Consider the following 16,477-nt stretch of genomic DNA (forward strand, 5'->3'; position numbering starts at 1 on the left):
ACCTTTATCTGCCTTTGACAGATTTCCTTCACTATTCCTAGTCTAACATATATCCTTCATATTCACAAATCTGTTTTCGAAGTTTTAACACCATAGACGGTGCTACGGAAAGTTCATCCACGCCAATTTCCATAAAAGTATCCGTCAATTCCAGATCTGCGCCAAGCTCACCGCAGATTCCAACCCATTTTCCATGTTTGTGCGCATTTTCTGTCACCATTCGGATCATACGGATAATTGCCTTGTGATGGGCATTATAAAAATCATCCAGCTTTGCATTCTGACGGTCGATTGCCATCGTATACTGCGTCAGATCATTCGTTCCGATACTGAAGAAATCAACCATCTGCGCCAGTTCGTCGCTGACCATCACTGCTGCCGGTGTTTCAATCATAATTCCCTGTTCCGGAATCTGATATGGAACTCCCTCTTTTGTCAATTCGTTTTCTACTTCTTTTACAATTTTCTGGATTTTGGCAACTTCCTCTTCCGATGTAATCATTGGATACATCACAGACAAGTTCCCATATACCGCTGCGCGAAGAAGTGCACGAAGCTGTGTTTTGAAGATTTCCGGCTGTTTCAGGCAGATACGGATGGCACGATATCCCATTGCCGGGTTTTCTTCTTCACCCAGTCCAAAATAATCCACCTGTTTATCTGCTCCAATGTCCAGTGTACGGATAATCACTTTCTTTCCCGCCATTGTCTGTAATACCTGACGGTATGCACGAAACTGCTCTTCCTCCGTCGGAAAATCTTCTCTTCCCAGATACAAAAACTCACTCCGGAACAGGCCCACACCTTCTGCATCATTTTCCAGTACGGAAGGAATATCGCCCACGTTTCCGATATTTGCATACAGATGTACTTTTTTCCCATTTTTCGTACAGGTTTCTTTTCCTTTGTATTTTTGCAGAAGCGCCTCTTTTTCCTCTTCCTCCTGCATCTTTTCCTTTGCAGCCGCACACTGTTCTTCTGTCGGCTCTGTGATAAATGTTCCTGCAAACGCATCCAGGACAGCGGTCATTCCATTTTCCAGTTTATCCAGATCCATTTCTGTTCCGATCATTGCCGGAATATTCATCATTCTCGCAAGAATTGCCGTATGGGAATTGGAAGATCCATGTACAGTTACAAATCCAAGAATTTTCTCCTTATCCAACTGCACGGTCTCACTCGGCGTAAGATCATCTGCAACAATAATAGATGCTTCCTCTCCTGCTTCCATTCCTATGCTGTTTCCATTTAAATTCTCAACCAGACGATTAGAAATATCTTTGACATCCGCAGCTCTTGCTTGCATGTAATCATCATCCATTGCCGCAAACATCTCTGCAAAATTATCACCTGTCACTGCGACGGCATAAGAAGCACTGACTCTTTCTGTACGGATCATATTGCGGATGGCATCCTGATAATCTTCATCTTCCAGCATCATCTGATGCACTTCAAAAATTGCCGCACTCGCTTCACCAACCTCACTTAATGCTTTTTCATATAAATGCTGAAGCTGTTCTTTCGATGTCTCAACTGCTTCTTCTACTTTTTTAATCTCCGATTCCGGATCCCCTGCTTTTTCTCTTTTTACCTGTACATCCTGTTTTTTAAGGACTGTAACCGGTCCAAGGGCAATGCCCTTGAATACCGGTTTTCCTTTATATTCCTGTGCCATAGTTTTTACCTCAACGATATTTTCCACTCTTTTGCATTCTGCAAACTTTTACAGATTTGCCTCCAAAAATGCTTTGATTCCATCTGCTGCCGCTTCTTCATCCGGTCCTTCTGCTGTCACACGTACTTCCTGTCCGCATTTGATTCCCAGTGCCATTAAAGCCATCAATCTTGTAACTTCTGCAGATTTTTCATCTTTGTAAATCGTAATCTTACTTTCGTATTTTTTTGCCTCTTTCGCAAGCATTCCTGCCGGTCTTGCATGGATTCCCTGTTCGTCTTTTACTGTGTACATAAATTCTTTCATTTGTTTAATCTCCTTTTTTCATTTTTCTTTATATAATGTTGGATCCTCCAACGGGTTTCTTAATATCTGTCTATTGCAAATAATGGTTCTCCTGCTTTGATCTCGCCTTCTGCCAGAAGTCTTACTTTATCACTGTCTTCCAGTTCTGTACAAAGGACCGGCGAACACAGAGACGGGGCATGTGCTTTCAGAAAATCAATATCAATTTCCATCAGTTTTTCGCCCTTTTTCACTTTCTGTCCATTTTCTACAAATACCTGGAAGCCTTCACCGTTCAGGCTTACTGTATCAATTCCGATATGAAGCAATAAAGATAAGCCACTGTCAGTTAAAAATCCAATTGCATGTTTCGTATCAAATACAAACACGACTTCTCCGTCCTCCGGCGCAACAATCTGTGCATTTTCCGGTGTCACAACTGCTCCATCTCCCATCATGCGTCCGGCAAATCCTTCATCCGGTGCAGTAGACAGGTCGGCTGCCAGACCTGTGATCGGACTGGACACGATAATTGTCTCTTTTACTTCTTTTGTTTCATTTTCTGCAGTTGTATTTTCTTCTTTTGTTACAGCAACTTCTTCTGCCTGCGGAACGATTTCTTCGTCCGGTGCTGTTTCTAAATAGTCTTCAAAGTTTGACTTGATCACTGTAACTTTCGGTCCGTAAATGATCTGCACTCCATTTCCTTTATGAACCACTCCGGAAGCTCCTGTCGCTTTCAAAATGCTATCCTGTACAAGCTCCGGTTTATAAACTGTGCAGCGAAGTCTTGTCGCACAGCAGTCTACGTCAGAAATATTTTTCTTTCCACCAAGTCCTACAAGAATTCCTTCTGATACTGCATCCTCTGGATTTGCTGCTGCACCTTCTTTTCTTGCGTTGACATCTGCTCTCGTATAAAGCTTTACTTCTTCCACATCGTCACGTCCCGGTGTTTTCAAATCCATTTTCTTGATCAGGAAACTAAACAAGAAATAATAAACGATAAAATATCCAACTCCGACGATCACAATCCAGATCCAGTTTGTCTTTTCATTTCCCTGTAAAATTCCAAACAGGAACATATCGATCAGTCCACCGGAGAATGTCATTCCGACACCGACTTTAAAGACGTGCATCAGCATATAAGCAAGTCCTGCGAATACACAGTGAATTCCATACAGCACCGGTGCAACAAATAAGAATGTAAATTCCAGTGGCTCTGTAATTCCTGTCAGCATAGAAGTCAGGGCTGCGGATAATAATAAACCTGCAACTGCTTTCTTCTTTTCCGGTTTTGCTGTCTTATACATTGCAAGCGCGGCTCCCGGCAATCCAAAGATCATAAGTGGGAATTTTCCACTCATAAATCTTGTCGCGGATACTGCAAAATGTTTTACAGACGGATCTGCAAGCTGTGCAAAGAAAATATTCTGCGCACCTTCGATAGTTTTTCCAGCCACCTCTAATGTTCCGCCTACAGCAGTCTGCCAGAATGGAAGATAGAATACATGATGCAATCCAAACGGGATCAGCAGACGCTCCATAAATCCGTAAACCCATGTTCCTGCATATCCGGATTTCAAAACAAGATCTCCGATGTGGTAAATACCAGACTGGATCACCGGCCATACAAAGAACATTAAAATTCCGACTCCTACATAGACCAGACCGGAAATGATCGGTACAAATCTCGTTCCGCCAAAGAATGATAACACCTGCGGAAGTTCGATCTTATAAAAGCGGTTATGCAGCGCCGCAACTCCAAGCCCTACGATAATTCCACCGAACACACCCATCTGCAGGGAAGTGATTCCACATACATCTGCAACTGCTCCTTCTAACATCGCGTCTGCTCCACCGTTTGCCGTAATCAGCGCCCCGATGGAAGCGTGCATGATAAAAAATGAGATTACAGATGCAAGTGCTGCAACTTCTTTCTCTTTCTTTGCCATACCGATTGCAACACCCATTGCAAAAATCACCGGCAGATTCGTGAAAATAATATTTCCGGCTGCACTCATAACCTGCAGGATCAAGTTCAGCACCGTACCCGGTCCCATAATCTTCATCAGTCCATACGTTTTCAACATTGTTTCATTGGTGAACGATCCACCAAGCCCGAGCAGCAGTCCCGCTACCGGAAGAATTGCGATCGGAAGCATGAAGGATCTTCCGACTCTCTGCAAAACTCCGAAAATTTTGTCTTTCATAGTTTTTCTTCTCCTTTTATTTCTTGTTATAGTGTATCCGTTTTTAACATTTATATAGGAGAATTCTCCGCTTCGCGCGAGTGAGCATCTTTTCAGAGAGGTTTATGCAAGAAAAACAAAGTTTCATATATACAGCAAAAAAAAGACATTACCCCTACATAAATATCAAAATACTTATGCACGGTTAATGCCTGCTTACTCAGTTACACACCATGTATGCCATATTTATACCATATCAAAAAAAGAAAGTCAAGATGTAAATTTTATAGAAATCACATACAAAATTTACATCCTGACTCACCTTTGTTGTGCTGCGCACAGCTTTGGCGTGCTCATAATTTGTAGTATCCAGCTTCTTCTCTGTTTTCTTTACAGATAGTTCATAAGAAGTCGCCTCCTGCCAGGAACGGCAGCGGATGTGAAGGACTTAACCGGCGTTGACTTTCTGCCATAAAATTGGCGCTGTCCCTCAGCCTTACAGTTGAAACTGACGCTCCGGTCAGCGGCAGGTATATGTCAATTATAGCAACACAGCACGGCCTTGAAAAGTAAAGAAAGCCGGAATATGAATTTTATAGAAATCACATACAAAATTCACATCCCGGCTGACTACCGTTATTTGTTCTTATTTACTACAGTTTTATTTACCATAGTAGCATTTCAGATACATTTCTTTGATTTCTTTCATCAGTGGATATCTTGGGTTAGCTGCTGTACACTGATCGTTAAATGCCTGCTCTGTCATCTCATCTAATGTATCAAGGAAGTATTTCTCATCGATACCATAATCTTTGATCGTCTTCTTGATACCGATCTTCTCTTTGAGTACTTCCAGTTTTGCAAGGAAGTTTTCAAATACTTCTTCATCTGTATTTCCCTGGCATCCTGCGAAACGTCCAAGCTCTGCATAGCGGGCAAGTGCGTGTGGATACTGGTACTGAGAAAATGTTCCCATCTTTGTCGGTACTTCTGCTGCATTATATCGCATAACTTCTGTTAAAATAACTGCATTTGCAACACCGTGTGGCAGATGGTGGAACGCTCCTAATTTATGAGCCATTGAGTGGTTCAGTCCAAGGAATGCATTTGCAAATGCCATACCAGCCATGCAGGAAGCATTTGCCATATGTTCTCTTGCAATCGGATCATTTGCTCCGTTTTCATAAGCAGATGGCAGGTTTTCAAATACCATTTTCACTGCTTTCATAGCAAGACCATCAGTGTAATCTGTTGCCATGATAGATACATATGCCTCGATCGCATGTGTCATAACATCAATACCGGATGCACTTGTCAGTCCTTTTGGGGCTGTCATTGCATTGTCAACATCTACGATTGCCATATTCGGAAGCAGTTCGTAGTCAGCGATCGGCCATTTTACACCAGTCTCTGCATCTGTGATGATCGCGAAAGGTGTCACCTCAGATCCTGTTCCAGAAGATGTAGGAATTGCTACGAAATATGCCTTCTCTCCCATTTTCGGGAATGTAAATACTCTCTTACGGATATCCATGAAATCCATTGCCATGTCTTCAAAGTTTGCTTCCGGATGTTCATACATCACCCACATAATCTTTCCAGCATCCATTGCAGATCCACCACCGAGTGCGATGATTGTATCCGGCTCAAATGCGCGCATCTGGTCTGCACCTTTCTGTGCACACTGTAATGTCGGATCCGGTGCTACTTCATAGAAGCATGTGTGCTGAATTCCCATCTCATCCAGTTTCTCTTCAATCGGTTTTACATATCCATTTTTATATAAGAAGCTGTCGGTTACGATAAATGCTTTTTTCTTATGCATTACGGTTCCAAGTTCATCCAGTGCTACCGGCATACAGCCTTTCTTAAAGTATACTTTCTCAGGTGTTCTGAACCACAGCATGTTCTCTCTCCTCTCAGCTACCGTCTTAATGTTGATCAAATGTTTTACGCCTACGTTCTCTGATACAGAGTTTCCACCCCATGAACCACATCCAAGTGTGAGGGACGGAGCAAGTTTGAAGTTGTACAGATCACCGATTCCACCGTGTGAAGATGGTGTATTAATAAGGATTCGGCATGTCTTCATTGCTGCTGCATGCTTTGCAATCTTCTCTGTCTGTGCCGGATGCACATATAAAGAAGCTGTATGTCCATATCCACCGTCAGCTACAAGCTGAGCTGCTTTTCCAAGTGCCTCATCAAATGTCTTTGCTCTGTACATTGCGAGTACCGGAGATAATTTCTCATGTGCAAATTCTTCTGAAATATCAACGGATTCTACTTCACCGATCAGGATCTTTGTATTTTCCGGAACTTTTACACCTGCCAGTTTTGCAATCTCGTAAGCAGACTTTCCAGGGATCTTATTGTTCAATGCGCCGTTGATGATGATTGTCTTACGAACTTTATCAAGCTCTTCGCCTGGTTTCAGGAAATAACATCCACGGTATGCAAATTCTTTCTTTACTTCATCATAAATGCTGTCCAGTACAGTTACAGACTGCTCAGATGCACAGATCATACCATTATCAAATGTCTTAGAATGAATGATGGAGTTTACTGCCATCCTCACATCTGCTGTGTCATCAATAATAACCGGTGTATTACCAGCTCCAACTCCGAGTGCCGGTTTGCCGGAAGAATATGCTGCTTTTACCATTCCAGGTCCGCCGGTTGCAAGAATAATATCTGCATCTCTCATAACGGTATTCGTCAGCTCCAGTGAAGGTGTATCGATCCATCCGATGATTCCTTCCGGTGCTCCTGCTTTCACTGCCGCATCCAGAACAACTTTTGCTGCTGCAATTGTAGATGCCTTAGCTGCCGGATGTGGACTAATGATGATTGCATTTCTTGTCTTCAAGCAGATCAGCGTTTTGAAAATTGCTGTTGATGTCGGGTTTGTTGTAGGAATAACTGCCGCAACCAGTCCGATTGGTTCTGCAATCTTCTTAATTCCATATGCTTTATCTTCTTCGATCACGCCACAGGTTTTTGTATTCTTGTATGCGTTATAAATATATTCTGCTGCGTAATGGTTTTTAATAACCTTATCTTCAACGATTCCACGACCTGTTTCTTCGACTGCCTGTTTCGCAAGAGGGATACGCATCTTATTGGCTGCCATTGCTGCTTCGAAGAAAATCTTATCAACTTGTTCCTGCGTGTATGTAGCAAAGATCTTCTGTGCTTCTCTCATCGCTTTCATTTTTGCTTCAAGAGTTTCCACGCTATCAATGATTGTTGGTACTGTCTCTTTTTTCTTTGCCATCTTCTGATCCTCCTGTAAATGGTATATGTGATTTCTTTCTATGTTTCATACTATACATGCTCGTTAATATTTTGTCAATTACTTTTGGTATTTTTTTAACATATTTGTTAATTTTTAAACAATCGCTTCGAAAAGCAATAATTTTCAGGAGGATTTTTGTATATATTTACCACACTATCAATGCGGTGTAATAAAGTAGCTATCATTATTTGATCTTCTCATAAAGAAGTGCTTCCAATTCTTCGTAAGATTCTGTCCGGTTGATTTCATCTCTTAATTTGGATGAGCCTTTCATTCCTTTCGTATACCAAGCAACGTGTTTTCGCATCTCGCGGATACCGATAAAGTCACCCTTGTACTCCATCTGAAGTCTCGCATGTCTTAGCATTGTCTCACGAACCACTTCCGGCGAAGGACGTTCCGGCAGTTTTCCAGTCTTTTCGTATTCCAGAAGTTCTCTGAAAATCCATGGATTTCCCTGGGCGCCTCGTCCGATCATTACGCCATCACAGCCGGTTTCTTCCCGCATCCGGATTGCCTGCTCTCCGGTTGTCACATCACCGTTTCCGATAACCGGAATAGACACTGCTGCTTTAACCTGTCTTATAATATCCCAGTCTGCTTTTCCGGAATAATACTGCTCTCTTGTTCTTCCATGTACGGCTACTGCTTTTGCTCCTGCTTCTTCTGCAACTTTTGCGATCTCCACTGCATTAATATGCGCATCGTCAAATCCTTTTCTGATCTTCACTGTCACAGGTTTCTTTATTGCTTTTGCCGTCTTTGACACAATCTCATAGACAAGCTCCGGTCTTAACATAAGTGCAGAACCTTCTCCGTTCTTCACGATCTTCGGTACCGGGCAGCCCATATTGATATCCAGGATCTGAAATGGAAGTGGTTCGATCATTTTCGCGATCTCACTGATGATATCCGGCTCCGATCCGAACAGTTGCAATGAAACCGGATATTCTTCCGGATGAATCGCCAATAAAGTCTTTGTATTTTTATTCTTATATTGCAGTGCTTTCGCACTGATCATCTCCATACATAAAAGCCCTGCCCCCTGCTCTTTGCAGAGCAAACGGAAGGGCAGGTCTGTAACCCCCGCCATCGGTGCGAGGATATATGGATTTTCAAGCTTTACTTCTCCAATCTTCATGCTTAACGTTTCCTGTTCTTTTGATAAATAATATGAAGTCCTTTTAAAGTCAGCTGAGGATCATACACATCAATCGTATCTGTCTCTGCAGCAATGATTTTTCCAAGCCCTCCGGTCGCAACGACTTTTGCATTCTCATAACCAGACTCTTTTTTCAACTGATTGATGATATATTCTGTCTGTCCGATCTGTCCGTAGACCAGACCGCCCTGCATTGCCGAAATCGTCTCTTTCGCCAAAATAGATGCCGGTTTCTTAATCTCGATCGCCGGCAGCATATCTGCCTCACCCCACAATGCCTGCGCGGAAGTGCGGATTCCCGGAGCAATCACACCTGCTTCAAATGTGCCATCTGCTCCGACAATATCATACGTTGTCGCTGTTCCAAAATCTACAACAATAACAGGTCCTCCAAATAATGTATATGCTGCAACCGCATCCACGATACGATCAGCCCCTACCTGTCTCGGATTCTCTGTAACGATACGGATTCCGGTCTTAATTCCTGCTGAAACGACCATCGGTTTTACACCAAAATATTTAATAATTGCGCTTCCTAAAGAATGCATGATATCCGGAACTACAGAGGCGATAATTACGTCTGTAATCTGTTCGCCTTCAATTCCATGTCTTTCCACCAATTCACGCAATGTGATTCCATATTCATCTGATGTACGCGGCTGTTTTGCCTTCATACGGAAAGTACCGGAGATCTTGTCTTCCGAAAAAATGCCGAGTGTAATGTTTGTATTTCCCGCATCTATAACTAATAACATATTTTCCTCCTACAGCTCTTCTCCCAGGAAGAACACTTTGTAATATAACTGCAGCGACTGCAGTAATTCCTGTTTTTCTCTCTGAAGCTGTTTGATTTTCAACTGGCTTCCAATATCATCAAACATCGGATCTCCCTCTTCAGATGTCACTTCAAAACACAGCTCTCCGTTTTCTTCATAGACCAGTGTCAGTATGCCACCTACGTCGTGTACATATAACACACACATGATTTTCAGTTCGTCTTTGATATGATCCGGTAGTCCTGAAAAATCAGGATTCAGATAATATTTTTCTTCATAAGAATTTGCCCCACAAAGGACGATTTTCTCTTCGTACATAATACCTCCGCTATTTTACAACAGTTTGTCCCGGCTGTCTATACATATCCATAGATTCCTCGCACAGACACTTCTCCGGCATAGATTTCACGCTCAGTGCCATCCGGCAGAACTACGATCAGCTCACCGGTATCGTTAATTCCTTTTGCGTGTGCTTCATATGCTCCCGCCGGATCCAATACCCGCACATCCCGGTTACGATTAACCAGACACGCTTCATATGCCTCCCGGATTCCGGACAAATCTTCCCGCTGCACAAACTGTTCATAATATTGTTCAAATCTTTCCATAACCGTCGCAATAACTCCGGCACGCTTTACAGGCTTACCCGTCTCCACCTTCAAAGATGTTGCCGTCTCTTTGATCTCATCCGGAAATGTTTCCTGATTGACGTTGATCCCGACTCCGATCACAACATAATTGATATAATCAATTTCCGTACTCATCTCCGTCAGGATTCCGCAGATTTTCTTCTTATTCAGTACGATGTCATTCGGCCACTTGATTCCCGCGTCCACACCAAGCGCATCCCTGATTCCATCTGCTACCGCAAGCGCCATTACAAGTGTCAGCATCGGTGCTTTCACCGGCGGTATCTCCGGTCTTAATAAAATAGTCATGGAAACACTGTTCCCAGACGGTGACTCCCAGCCGCGTCCGCGTCTTCCTTTACCGGCAGTCTGTCGATCTGCGACAAACAGTGTACCGTGTACTTCACCTTTCTCACCCGCCGCTTTCGCCTGATTATTCGTGGAATCCGTCTCGTCGTAGTAAACAACCTGTCTGCCCGCCCATTTTGTCGTAACCAGACTTTCAATTTCTGCTTTTGACAAAACATCCGGACTATCCAGAAGGCGGTAGCCTTTATTGCGTACCGCCTCAATTGTGTAACCTTCTTTTTTTAACTGTTCCATTACTTTCCAGACTGCAGTCCTTGACACCTGAAAATGATCACAAAGCTGCTGCCCGGATATATAAGAGCTGCTCTCTTTCAGCAGTCGTAAAATCTCTGCTTTCATCTTATCGCTCCGACTTTCTATCTCTCACCAAGTGTTGCAACCATAACCGCTTTGATCGTATGCATACGGTTCTCTGCCTCATCGAATACCTTGGACTGTGAAGATTCAAATACTTCATCTGTTACTTCCATATCTGTAAGACCATATTTTTCATAAATTTCTTTACCGATTTTGGTCTTCAGATCATGGAATGCAGGCAGGCAGTGCAGGAAGATTGCTTTCTCTCCGGCATTATCCATTACTTCCTTCGTAACTTTATATGGTGACAATTCTTTGATTCTCTCTGCCCATACTTCATCCGGTTCACCCATAGATACCCACACGTCTGTATAAATAACATCTGCACCTTTGGTTCCGGCTTTTACATCCTCTGTCAAAGTAATGGTTCCGCCGCTTTCTTTTGCATAGCCTCTGCATGTTTCAACAAGTTCTGCATCCGGGAAATATTTTTCAGAAGTACATGCTGTAAAATGCATTCCCATCTTCGCACACGCAATCATCAGAGAGTTACCCATGTTATACCTTGCATCGCCCATGTATACAAGATGGATATTTTCCAGTGTTCCAAAATGCTCACGGATCGTCAGCAGATCTGCCAGCATCTGTGTCGGATGATACTCATTTGTCAGGCCATTCCATACCGGCACACCTGCATGTTTTGCCAGTTCTTCTACACGTTCCTGACCGAATCCACGATATTCGATACCATCAAACATTCTTCCGAGTACTCTTGCTGTATCTTCAATACTCTCTTTCTTGCCAATCTGGGATCCACTTGGATCCAGATAAGTGGTTCCCATTCCCATGTCATGTGCCGCCACTTCAAAAGAACATCTGGTTCTTGTACTTGTCTTTTCAAAAATAAGCGCAACATTCATGCCTCTGTATTTATCTACCGGAATTCCTTTTTTCTTCTTATCTTTCAGATCTGCTGCCAGATCCAGCATGTAGGTAATCTCTTCCTTTGTAAAATCTTTCAGTGTTAAAAAATGTCTGCCTTTTAGGTTCATCCTTCGTGTCCTTCTTTCCTTATTGTCCAGTCAGCCTTTTTGGCCGTTGTTTAGCCGTTGTTTATTTTATTTATCTTTTCCACCAATCTCTGCCATGGACTTCACCAGTCCTGCCATGCCCTGGATCTCGGATGGAATAATAATCTTGGTTGCTTTTCCGTCTGCTGCCTTCTCAAATGCTTCCAGGCTCTTCATTGTCAGCACGGCTTCATCTGCTCCTGCTTCTTTCAGGAAACGAATACCGTCTGCATTCGCCTGCTGCACCTTTAAGATTGCTTCTGCTTCACCTTCTGCTTCACGGATCATTGCTTCCTTCTGTGCCTCTGCTTTCAGGATTGCTGCCTGTTTCTCTGCTTCCGCATCAAGGATTGCCGATTCTTTATGACCTTCTGCTACCAAAATTGTTGACTTCTTCTCACCTTCTGCACGCAGGATTGCTTCACGTCTCTCACGCTCTGCTTTCATCTGTTTCTCCATTGCGTCCTGAATAGCTGCAGGTGGTATGATATTTTTCAGCTCTACACGATTTACTTTAATTCCCCATGGATCTGTTGCCACATCCAGGGAAGCACGCATCTTCGTATTGATCGTCTCTCTGGAAGTCAATGTCTGGTCAAGTTCCAGATCACCGATAATATTACGAAGTGTCGTTGCTGTCAGATTCTCAATTGCCATGATCGGATTGGCAACTCCATAACAGAACATCTTCGGATCTGTGATCTGATAAAACACAACTGTATCGATCCGCATTGTTACATTATCTTTTGTAATAACCGGCTGTGGCGCAAAATCTACAACCTGTTCTTTCAGATCAACACGTCTTGCCACACGGTCAAAAATCGGAACTTTAAAATGAAGTCCCGTACTCCATGTTGCCTGGTAAGCCCCCAGTCTTTCGATTACAAGTGCCTCTGCCTGTCTGACAATCTTCACACAGGATATAATAAGCATCACAACAATCAATATTAATATTGCTAAAAAAATCGTATTTAGTGCCATCATCTTTACTCCTCCTCTTTTCTTCTCTCTCTGACAATAAGCTTCACACCTTGGATACCTTCCACTACAACGATCGTATCTTTTGCGATCTTTCCATCCGGTTCGTCTGTCTTTGCCGACCATTCCTGTCCACGGATTTCTACATGCCCTGCTGCCTGCAGTGTATCAATATCTTCTGTCACCAGTGCCTGTTCCCCAATAAGACTCTCAGCGTTCGTCTTCTGCCGCTCTTTATTAAAGTACTTCACGGCAAGTGGTCTTGTAAGCACCAGTAATATAACAGAAACTATGAGAAATGCAACAACCTGCACAGGCAGACCGAAGCCGATCACTCCGCTCACAAATGCCACCAGCGCTCCGCCGGCAAACCAGATTGTCGTAAGTCCCATAGTCAAGATCTCGATAATTAATAATATTACAAATAATATAAGCCAGTATACAGTCTGCATAAATATTCCTCACTTTGCTCCGTGCTTCGCACTCCCTCAATCTGTCCGAGCCCCAAAGTCTTGCATCCACTTATGAGTAAACTCATGTGGATGCCGGACTTTTTGTCTCTGGTATCATTATCTTACTATATTTTCTCCGATAACGCAATTCTAACTGTCTACTGACTTCCTTATGATTTTATGAATTTTTCTCTGTATTTCTTCTCTGTCTCTTCACTTCAAACATCAATACCGAAGCGGCTATTGCGGCATTTAACGACTCCACCTCTCCACTCATCGGAATAATGATATAGTGATCTGCCATTTTCGAGGTTTCTTCACGCAGCCCGTTCCCCTCATTTCCAATCAGGAATGCACAGGAGAAAGCATAATCTTCTTCATCATAAGACTTCTCCCCGTCCAGATGCGCCGCGTATACTTTAATCCCGGCATCTTTGATCTTGCGGATTGCCTTCAGGATATCTTCCGCATAATAAAACGGCATCCGGTAAATAGAACCCATCGTTGAACGGATTGTTTTCGGATTGTAAATATCCACACAGTCACGGCTCATGATCACACCTGTTACACCTGCGCCTTCTGCAGTCCGCACAATCGTACCCATATTTCCCGGATCCTGCAAATTATCCAGCACTAGCAGATGCCTCTTTTCGCCTTTTAACAGATCCTCCAGCTTATAGGATTTCTGCCGCACAACACAGAGAACACCCTGTGGTGTCTTTGTATCCGATGCATGTGCAAATACAGTATCCGTCAGCACTTCTATATGCACTCCGGCTTGCCCTGCAATCGCATTTACCAGCACTTTTTCTTTTTTATAAAAAGATTCAGATACATATACTTCCTGTAATTCATCCACCGGCACTTCCCGGAACATCCGGATGCCTTCCACAAGAAATACATGTTCTTCATCTCTTAATTTTCTCTTCTTTTTTAAATTAATCAGTCTTTTAACTTTTCCGTTTGCTGTACTTGTAATCATTCTCTCTGTCCCTTAATAACTATAATATTGAAGCACCTCTGATTATGGTGCCTGCAAATCGCTTTTTACTTCACCTTTTTCACAATAATTGTTATACTTTGAAACGGTATCCGACACCCCAGATTGTCTCGATATACTGAGGGTTGGATGTGTCCATCTCGATCTTTTCACGGATTTTCTTAATGTGCACGGTTACAGTTGCGATGTCACCGACAGATTCCATATCCCAGATTTTCTGGAACAGTTCATCTTTGGAATACACATGATTCGGGTGTGCCGCAAGAAATGACAACAGATCAAATTCTTTTGTTGTAAATGTTCTCTCTTCTCCATTTACCCATACTCTTCTTGCAGTCGTGTCAATCTTAAGTCCTCGGATCTCGATCACTTTATTTTTTTCTGCCATGCTTCCGATCAACCGATCATATCTTGCAAGATGTGCTTTCACACGTGCCACCAACTCGCTCGGGCTGAACGGCTTTGTCATATAATCATCCGCTCCCAATCCCAGTCCACGAATCTTATCAATATCATCTTTTTTTGCTGATACCATAATGATTGGTGTGTTCTTCTCATCTCTGACCTTCCGACAGATTTCAAATCCATCTACCCCCGGAAGCATCAGATCAAGAATCAGAAGATCATATTCTTCCTGAAGTGCTTTCTCAAGTCCACTGTCTCCATCATTTGCAACTTCCACTTCAAATCCGCTCAGTTCCAGATAGTCTTTCTCCAGATCTGCAATCGTCTCTTCGTCTTCAACTATTAAAATCTTACTCATTCAATGGTACCTCCTGATATTTTCTCAAAACAAAATACATCGTTGTTCCTGTGTCTTCTCTGCTGGTTGCCCAAATCTTACCACCATGCTCTTCCACAATCTTCTTAACAATAGAAAGCCCGATACCGCTTCCGCCTTTGGAAGAATTTCTTGAAGCATCCGTTCTGTAAAAACGGTCGAAAATATTTGGCAGATCCTTGGCTGCAATTCCTTTGCCGTTATCTTCCAGTTCAACCTGAATAAAGTCACCGACATCTTTTACACGAAGATTGATGATCGGTTTTCTTTTATCCATATATTTCAACGAATTATTTACAATATTATGCACAACACGCTTGATCTGTTCCGCGTCTGCAATCACTTTCACTTCTGGATCTACATAATTAAAATATTCAAATTCTACATTTTTTGACTCCAGTTCCAGCGACAAATCTTCTGCACAATCTGTAAAATAATCATTTACAGATATAATATTGAAGTTATATGGAATACGGTTTGTGTCAATCTTGGAATACAATGTCAACTCATTGATCAGTGTATTCATCTCATTCGCTTTATTATAGATCGTCCGGATATATTTGTCCATTTTCTCCGGTGTATCCGCTACTCCGTCCATGATTCCTTCTGCATATCCTTTGATTGCTGTCACCGGTGTCTTAAGGTCATGGGAGATATTACTGATCAGCTCTTTGTTCTCCTTGTCAAACTGAATCTTCTCTTCTGCACTGTCCTTTAACCGCTTACGCATATCTTCCAGATCACTGCAGAGCTGGCCGAGCTCATCATCAGACTCCGGTTTGATCTCAAAATCCAGATTACCTTCTTTGATATTATAAGCTGCCCTCTTCATCTTTGACAACGGACGCATGATTCCGCGGTAGATCCACATGAGCAAAATAAATGCCGTTGCGATTAAAACAATAACAACCACACAGATCAAGTCTACAAAAAGCTCCTCCACTTCTGGTATAACGTTCTTCATGTCTGTAACGATAAATGCGCTTCCTTTTTCTCCGCTTCGATATTTAAAATCAATCTGCTTGATCAGTACCTGAGCATTGCCACCCAGATAAAGTCCATTTTTCGCATCGGCATCTGCCTCACCATACTTCGGAAGCTGACGGATCACATATTTTGTTTCCCCACTGTCTGTACCAATGTAAACAATTGTATTTCCTTTTCGCACAAGCAGATAGGCTTTTTTCTTTTCCAGTTTTTTATTTACTTTCTCAAGTCTGGTCGCATCGCCCATCTCTTCCGGATCTTCGGCAATAATCTTCTTTAGTTCTTCATACGGCTTCTCAGTTACTTTTGACAATACCTGCATAGAATTTGATAAGCTCTCCCAGGTTGTATCAGTAACTCCATATGTCTTTTCGATTGAGCTGATCTGATGTCTGCACAGGACTATTCCCATAGTTGTTGTCAATATAATCGGAATCAGCGTAATCGTTAAAAATGCTATCACAAGTCTTGTTCTTATTTTCATAGGAACACCTCCAGACTCAAGTATAGCATGAAAAAAGGCGCT

General features: G+C 42.6%; 14 protein-coding genes. All 14 read right to left on the minus strand.

Annotation, left to right across the window (positions count from 1 at the left end):
* Positions 1 to 37: 37 nt before the first annotated feature.
* Positions 38 to 1,675 carry a phosphoenolpyruvate--protein phosphotransferase gene (ptsP, locus tag DXC04_RS10505; protein ID WP_118660990.1) on the minus strand — a complete coding sequence of 546 codons (1,638 nt, stop codon included), beginning with the start codon at positions 1,673 to 1,675 and terminating at the stop codon, positions 38 to 40.
* Between the two features lie 48 nt (positions 1,676 to 1,723).
* On the minus strand, positions 1,724 to 1,981 hold the full coding sequence (locus tag DXC04_RS10510; RefSeq protein WP_021860209.1) for an HPr family phosphocarrier protein: 258 nt from the start codon (positions 1,979 to 1,981) through the stop codon (positions 1,724 to 1,726).
* Between the two features lie 59 nt (positions 1,982 to 2,040).
* The gene (locus DXC04_RS10515; RefSeq protein ID WP_118660973.1) at positions 2,041 to 4,173 is read right to left on the minus strand and encodes a PTS transporter subunit IIABC; all 2,133 of its coding nucleotides are present in this window, start codon (positions 4,171 to 4,173) and stop codon (positions 2,041 to 2,043) included.
* 640 nt (positions 4,174 to 4,813) lie between these two features.
* Entirely contained in the window at positions 4,814 to 7,429 is a 2,616-nt protein-coding gene (adhE, locus tag DXC04_RS10520) for a bifunctional acetaldehyde-CoA/alcohol dehydrogenase (protein WP_021860211.1), read from the minus strand.
* Between the two features lie 205 nt (positions 7,430 to 7,634).
* Complete coding sequence (gene dusB, locus DXC04_RS10525; RefSeq protein WP_118660974.1) at positions 7,635 to 8,591, minus strand: tRNA dihydrouridine synthase DusB; 957 nt, start codon at positions 8,589 to 8,591, stop codon at positions 7,635 to 7,637.
* 2 nt (positions 8,592 to 8,593) lie between these two features.
* Positions 8,594 to 9,367 carry a type III pantothenate kinase gene (locus DXC04_RS10530; RefSeq protein WP_021860213.1) on the minus strand — a complete coding sequence of 258 codons (774 nt, stop codon included), beginning with the start codon at positions 9,365 to 9,367 and terminating at the stop codon, positions 8,594 to 8,596.
* A gap of 9 nt (positions 9,368 to 9,376) precedes the next feature.
* Positions 9,377 to 9,706, minus strand: coding sequence for a DUF6145 family protein (locus tag DXC04_RS10535; RefSeq protein WP_021860214.1), 330 nt, complete (start codon positions 9,704 to 9,706; stop codon positions 9,377 to 9,379).
* A 38-nt stretch (positions 9,707 to 9,744) separates the two neighbouring features.
* The gene (locus tag DXC04_RS10540) at positions 9,745 to 10,725 is read right to left on the minus strand and encodes a biotin--[acetyl-CoA-carboxylase] ligase (protein ID WP_118660975.1); all 981 of its coding nucleotides are present in this window, start codon (positions 10,723 to 10,725) and stop codon (positions 9,745 to 9,747) included.
* A gap of 17 nt (positions 10,726 to 10,742) precedes the next feature.
* Positions 10,743 to 11,735 (minus strand): ornithine carbamoyltransferase, encoded by a 993-nt coding sequence (argF, locus tag DXC04_RS10545; protein WP_021860216.1) that lies wholly within the window; start codon positions 11,733 to 11,735, stop codon positions 10,743 to 10,745.
* Between the two features lie 66 nt (positions 11,736 to 11,801).
* Complete coding sequence (locus tag DXC04_RS10550; protein WP_408640168.1) at positions 11,802 to 12,734, minus strand: SPFH domain-containing protein; 933 nt, start codon at positions 12,732 to 12,734, stop codon at positions 11,802 to 11,804.
* A gap of 5 nt (positions 12,735 to 12,739) precedes the next feature.
* Positions 12,740 to 13,183, minus strand: a complete 444-nt coding sequence (locus tag DXC04_RS10555) for an NfeD family protein (RefSeq protein ID WP_021860218.1) — start codon at positions 13,181 to 13,183, stop codon at positions 12,740 to 12,742.
* Positions 13,184 to 13,361: 178 nt separating this feature from the next.
* Entirely contained in the window at positions 13,362 to 14,165 is an 804-nt protein-coding gene (locus DXC04_RS10560) for a TrmH family RNA methyltransferase (protein WP_021860219.1), read from the minus strand.
* 91 nt (positions 14,166 to 14,256) lie between these two features.
* Positions 14,257 to 14,946, minus strand: coding sequence for a response regulator transcription factor (locus DXC04_RS10565; RefSeq protein WP_021860220.1), 690 nt, complete (start codon positions 14,944 to 14,946; stop codon positions 14,257 to 14,259).
* Positions 14,939 to 16,435: a HAMP domain-containing sensor histidine kinase gene (locus DXC04_RS10570; RefSeq protein WP_118660976.1), complete on the minus strand. Its 1,497-nt coding sequence runs from the start codon at positions 16,433 to 16,435 to the stop codon at positions 14,939 to 14,941. Before DXC04_RS10570 ends, DXC04_RS10565 begins: the two co-directional genes overlap by 8 nt.
* Between the last annotated feature and the right edge of the window lie 42 nt (positions 16,436 to 16,477).

It is taken from the genome of Dorea sp. OM07-5 (genome assembly GCF_003481355.1).
GTDB classification, from domain to species: domain Bacteria; phylum Bacillota; class Clostridia; order Lachnospirales; family Lachnospiraceae; genus Dorea_D; species Dorea_D hominis.

Excerpts from the sequence above, each read along its gene's own strand:
- ptsP (WP_118660990.1), bottom strand. The coding sequence starts at position 1,675 with ATGGCACAGGAATATAAAGGAAAACCGGTATTCAAGGGCATTGCCCTT.
- DXC04_RS10510 (WP_021860209.1), bottom strand. The coding sequence starts at position 1,981 with ATGAAAGAATTTATGTACACAGTAAAAGACGAACAGGGAATCCATGCA.
- DXC04_RS10515 (WP_118660973.1), bottom strand. The coding sequence starts at position 4,173 with ATGAAAGACAAAATTTTCGGAGTTTTGCAGAGAGTCGGAAGATCCTTC.
- adhE (WP_021860211.1), bottom strand. The coding sequence starts at position 7,429 with ATGGCAAAGAAAAAAGAGACAGTACCAACAATCATTGATAGCGTGGAA.
- dusB (WP_118660974.1), bottom strand. The coding sequence starts at position 8,591 with ATGAAGATTGGAGAAGTAAAGCTTGAAAATCCATATATCCTCGCACCG.
- DXC04_RS10530 (WP_021860213.1), bottom strand. The coding sequence starts at position 9,367 with ATGTTATTAGTTATAGATGCGGGAAATACAAACATTACACTCGGCATT.
- DXC04_RS10535 (WP_021860214.1), bottom strand. The coding sequence starts at position 9,706 with ATGTACGAAGAGAAAATCGTCCTTTGTGGGGCAAATTCTTATGAAGAA.
- DXC04_RS10540 (WP_118660975.1), bottom strand. The coding sequence starts at position 10,725 with ATGAAAGCAGAGATTTTACGACTGCTGAAAGAGAGCAGCTCTTATATA.
- argF (WP_021860216.1), bottom strand. The coding sequence starts at position 11,735 with ATGAACCTAAAAGGCAGACATTTTTTAACACTGAAAGATTTTACAAAG.
- DXC04_RS10550 (WP_408640168.1), bottom strand. The coding sequence starts at position 12,734 with ATGGCACTAAATACGATTTTTTTAGCAATATTAATATTGATTGTTGTG.
- DXC04_RS10555 (WP_021860218.1), bottom strand. The coding sequence starts at position 13,183 with ATGCAGACTGTATACTGGCTTATATTATTTGTAATATTATTAATTATC.
- DXC04_RS10560 (WP_021860219.1), bottom strand. The coding sequence starts at position 14,165 with ATGATTACAAGTACAGCAAACGGAAAAGTTAAAAGACTGATTAATTTA.
- DXC04_RS10565 (WP_021860220.1), bottom strand. The coding sequence starts at position 14,946 with ATGAGTAAGATTTTAATAGTTGAAGACGAAGAGACGATTGCAGATCTG.
- DXC04_RS10570 (WP_118660976.1), bottom strand. The coding sequence starts at position 16,435 with ATGAAAATAAGAACAAGACTTGTGATAGCATTTTTAACGATTACGCTG.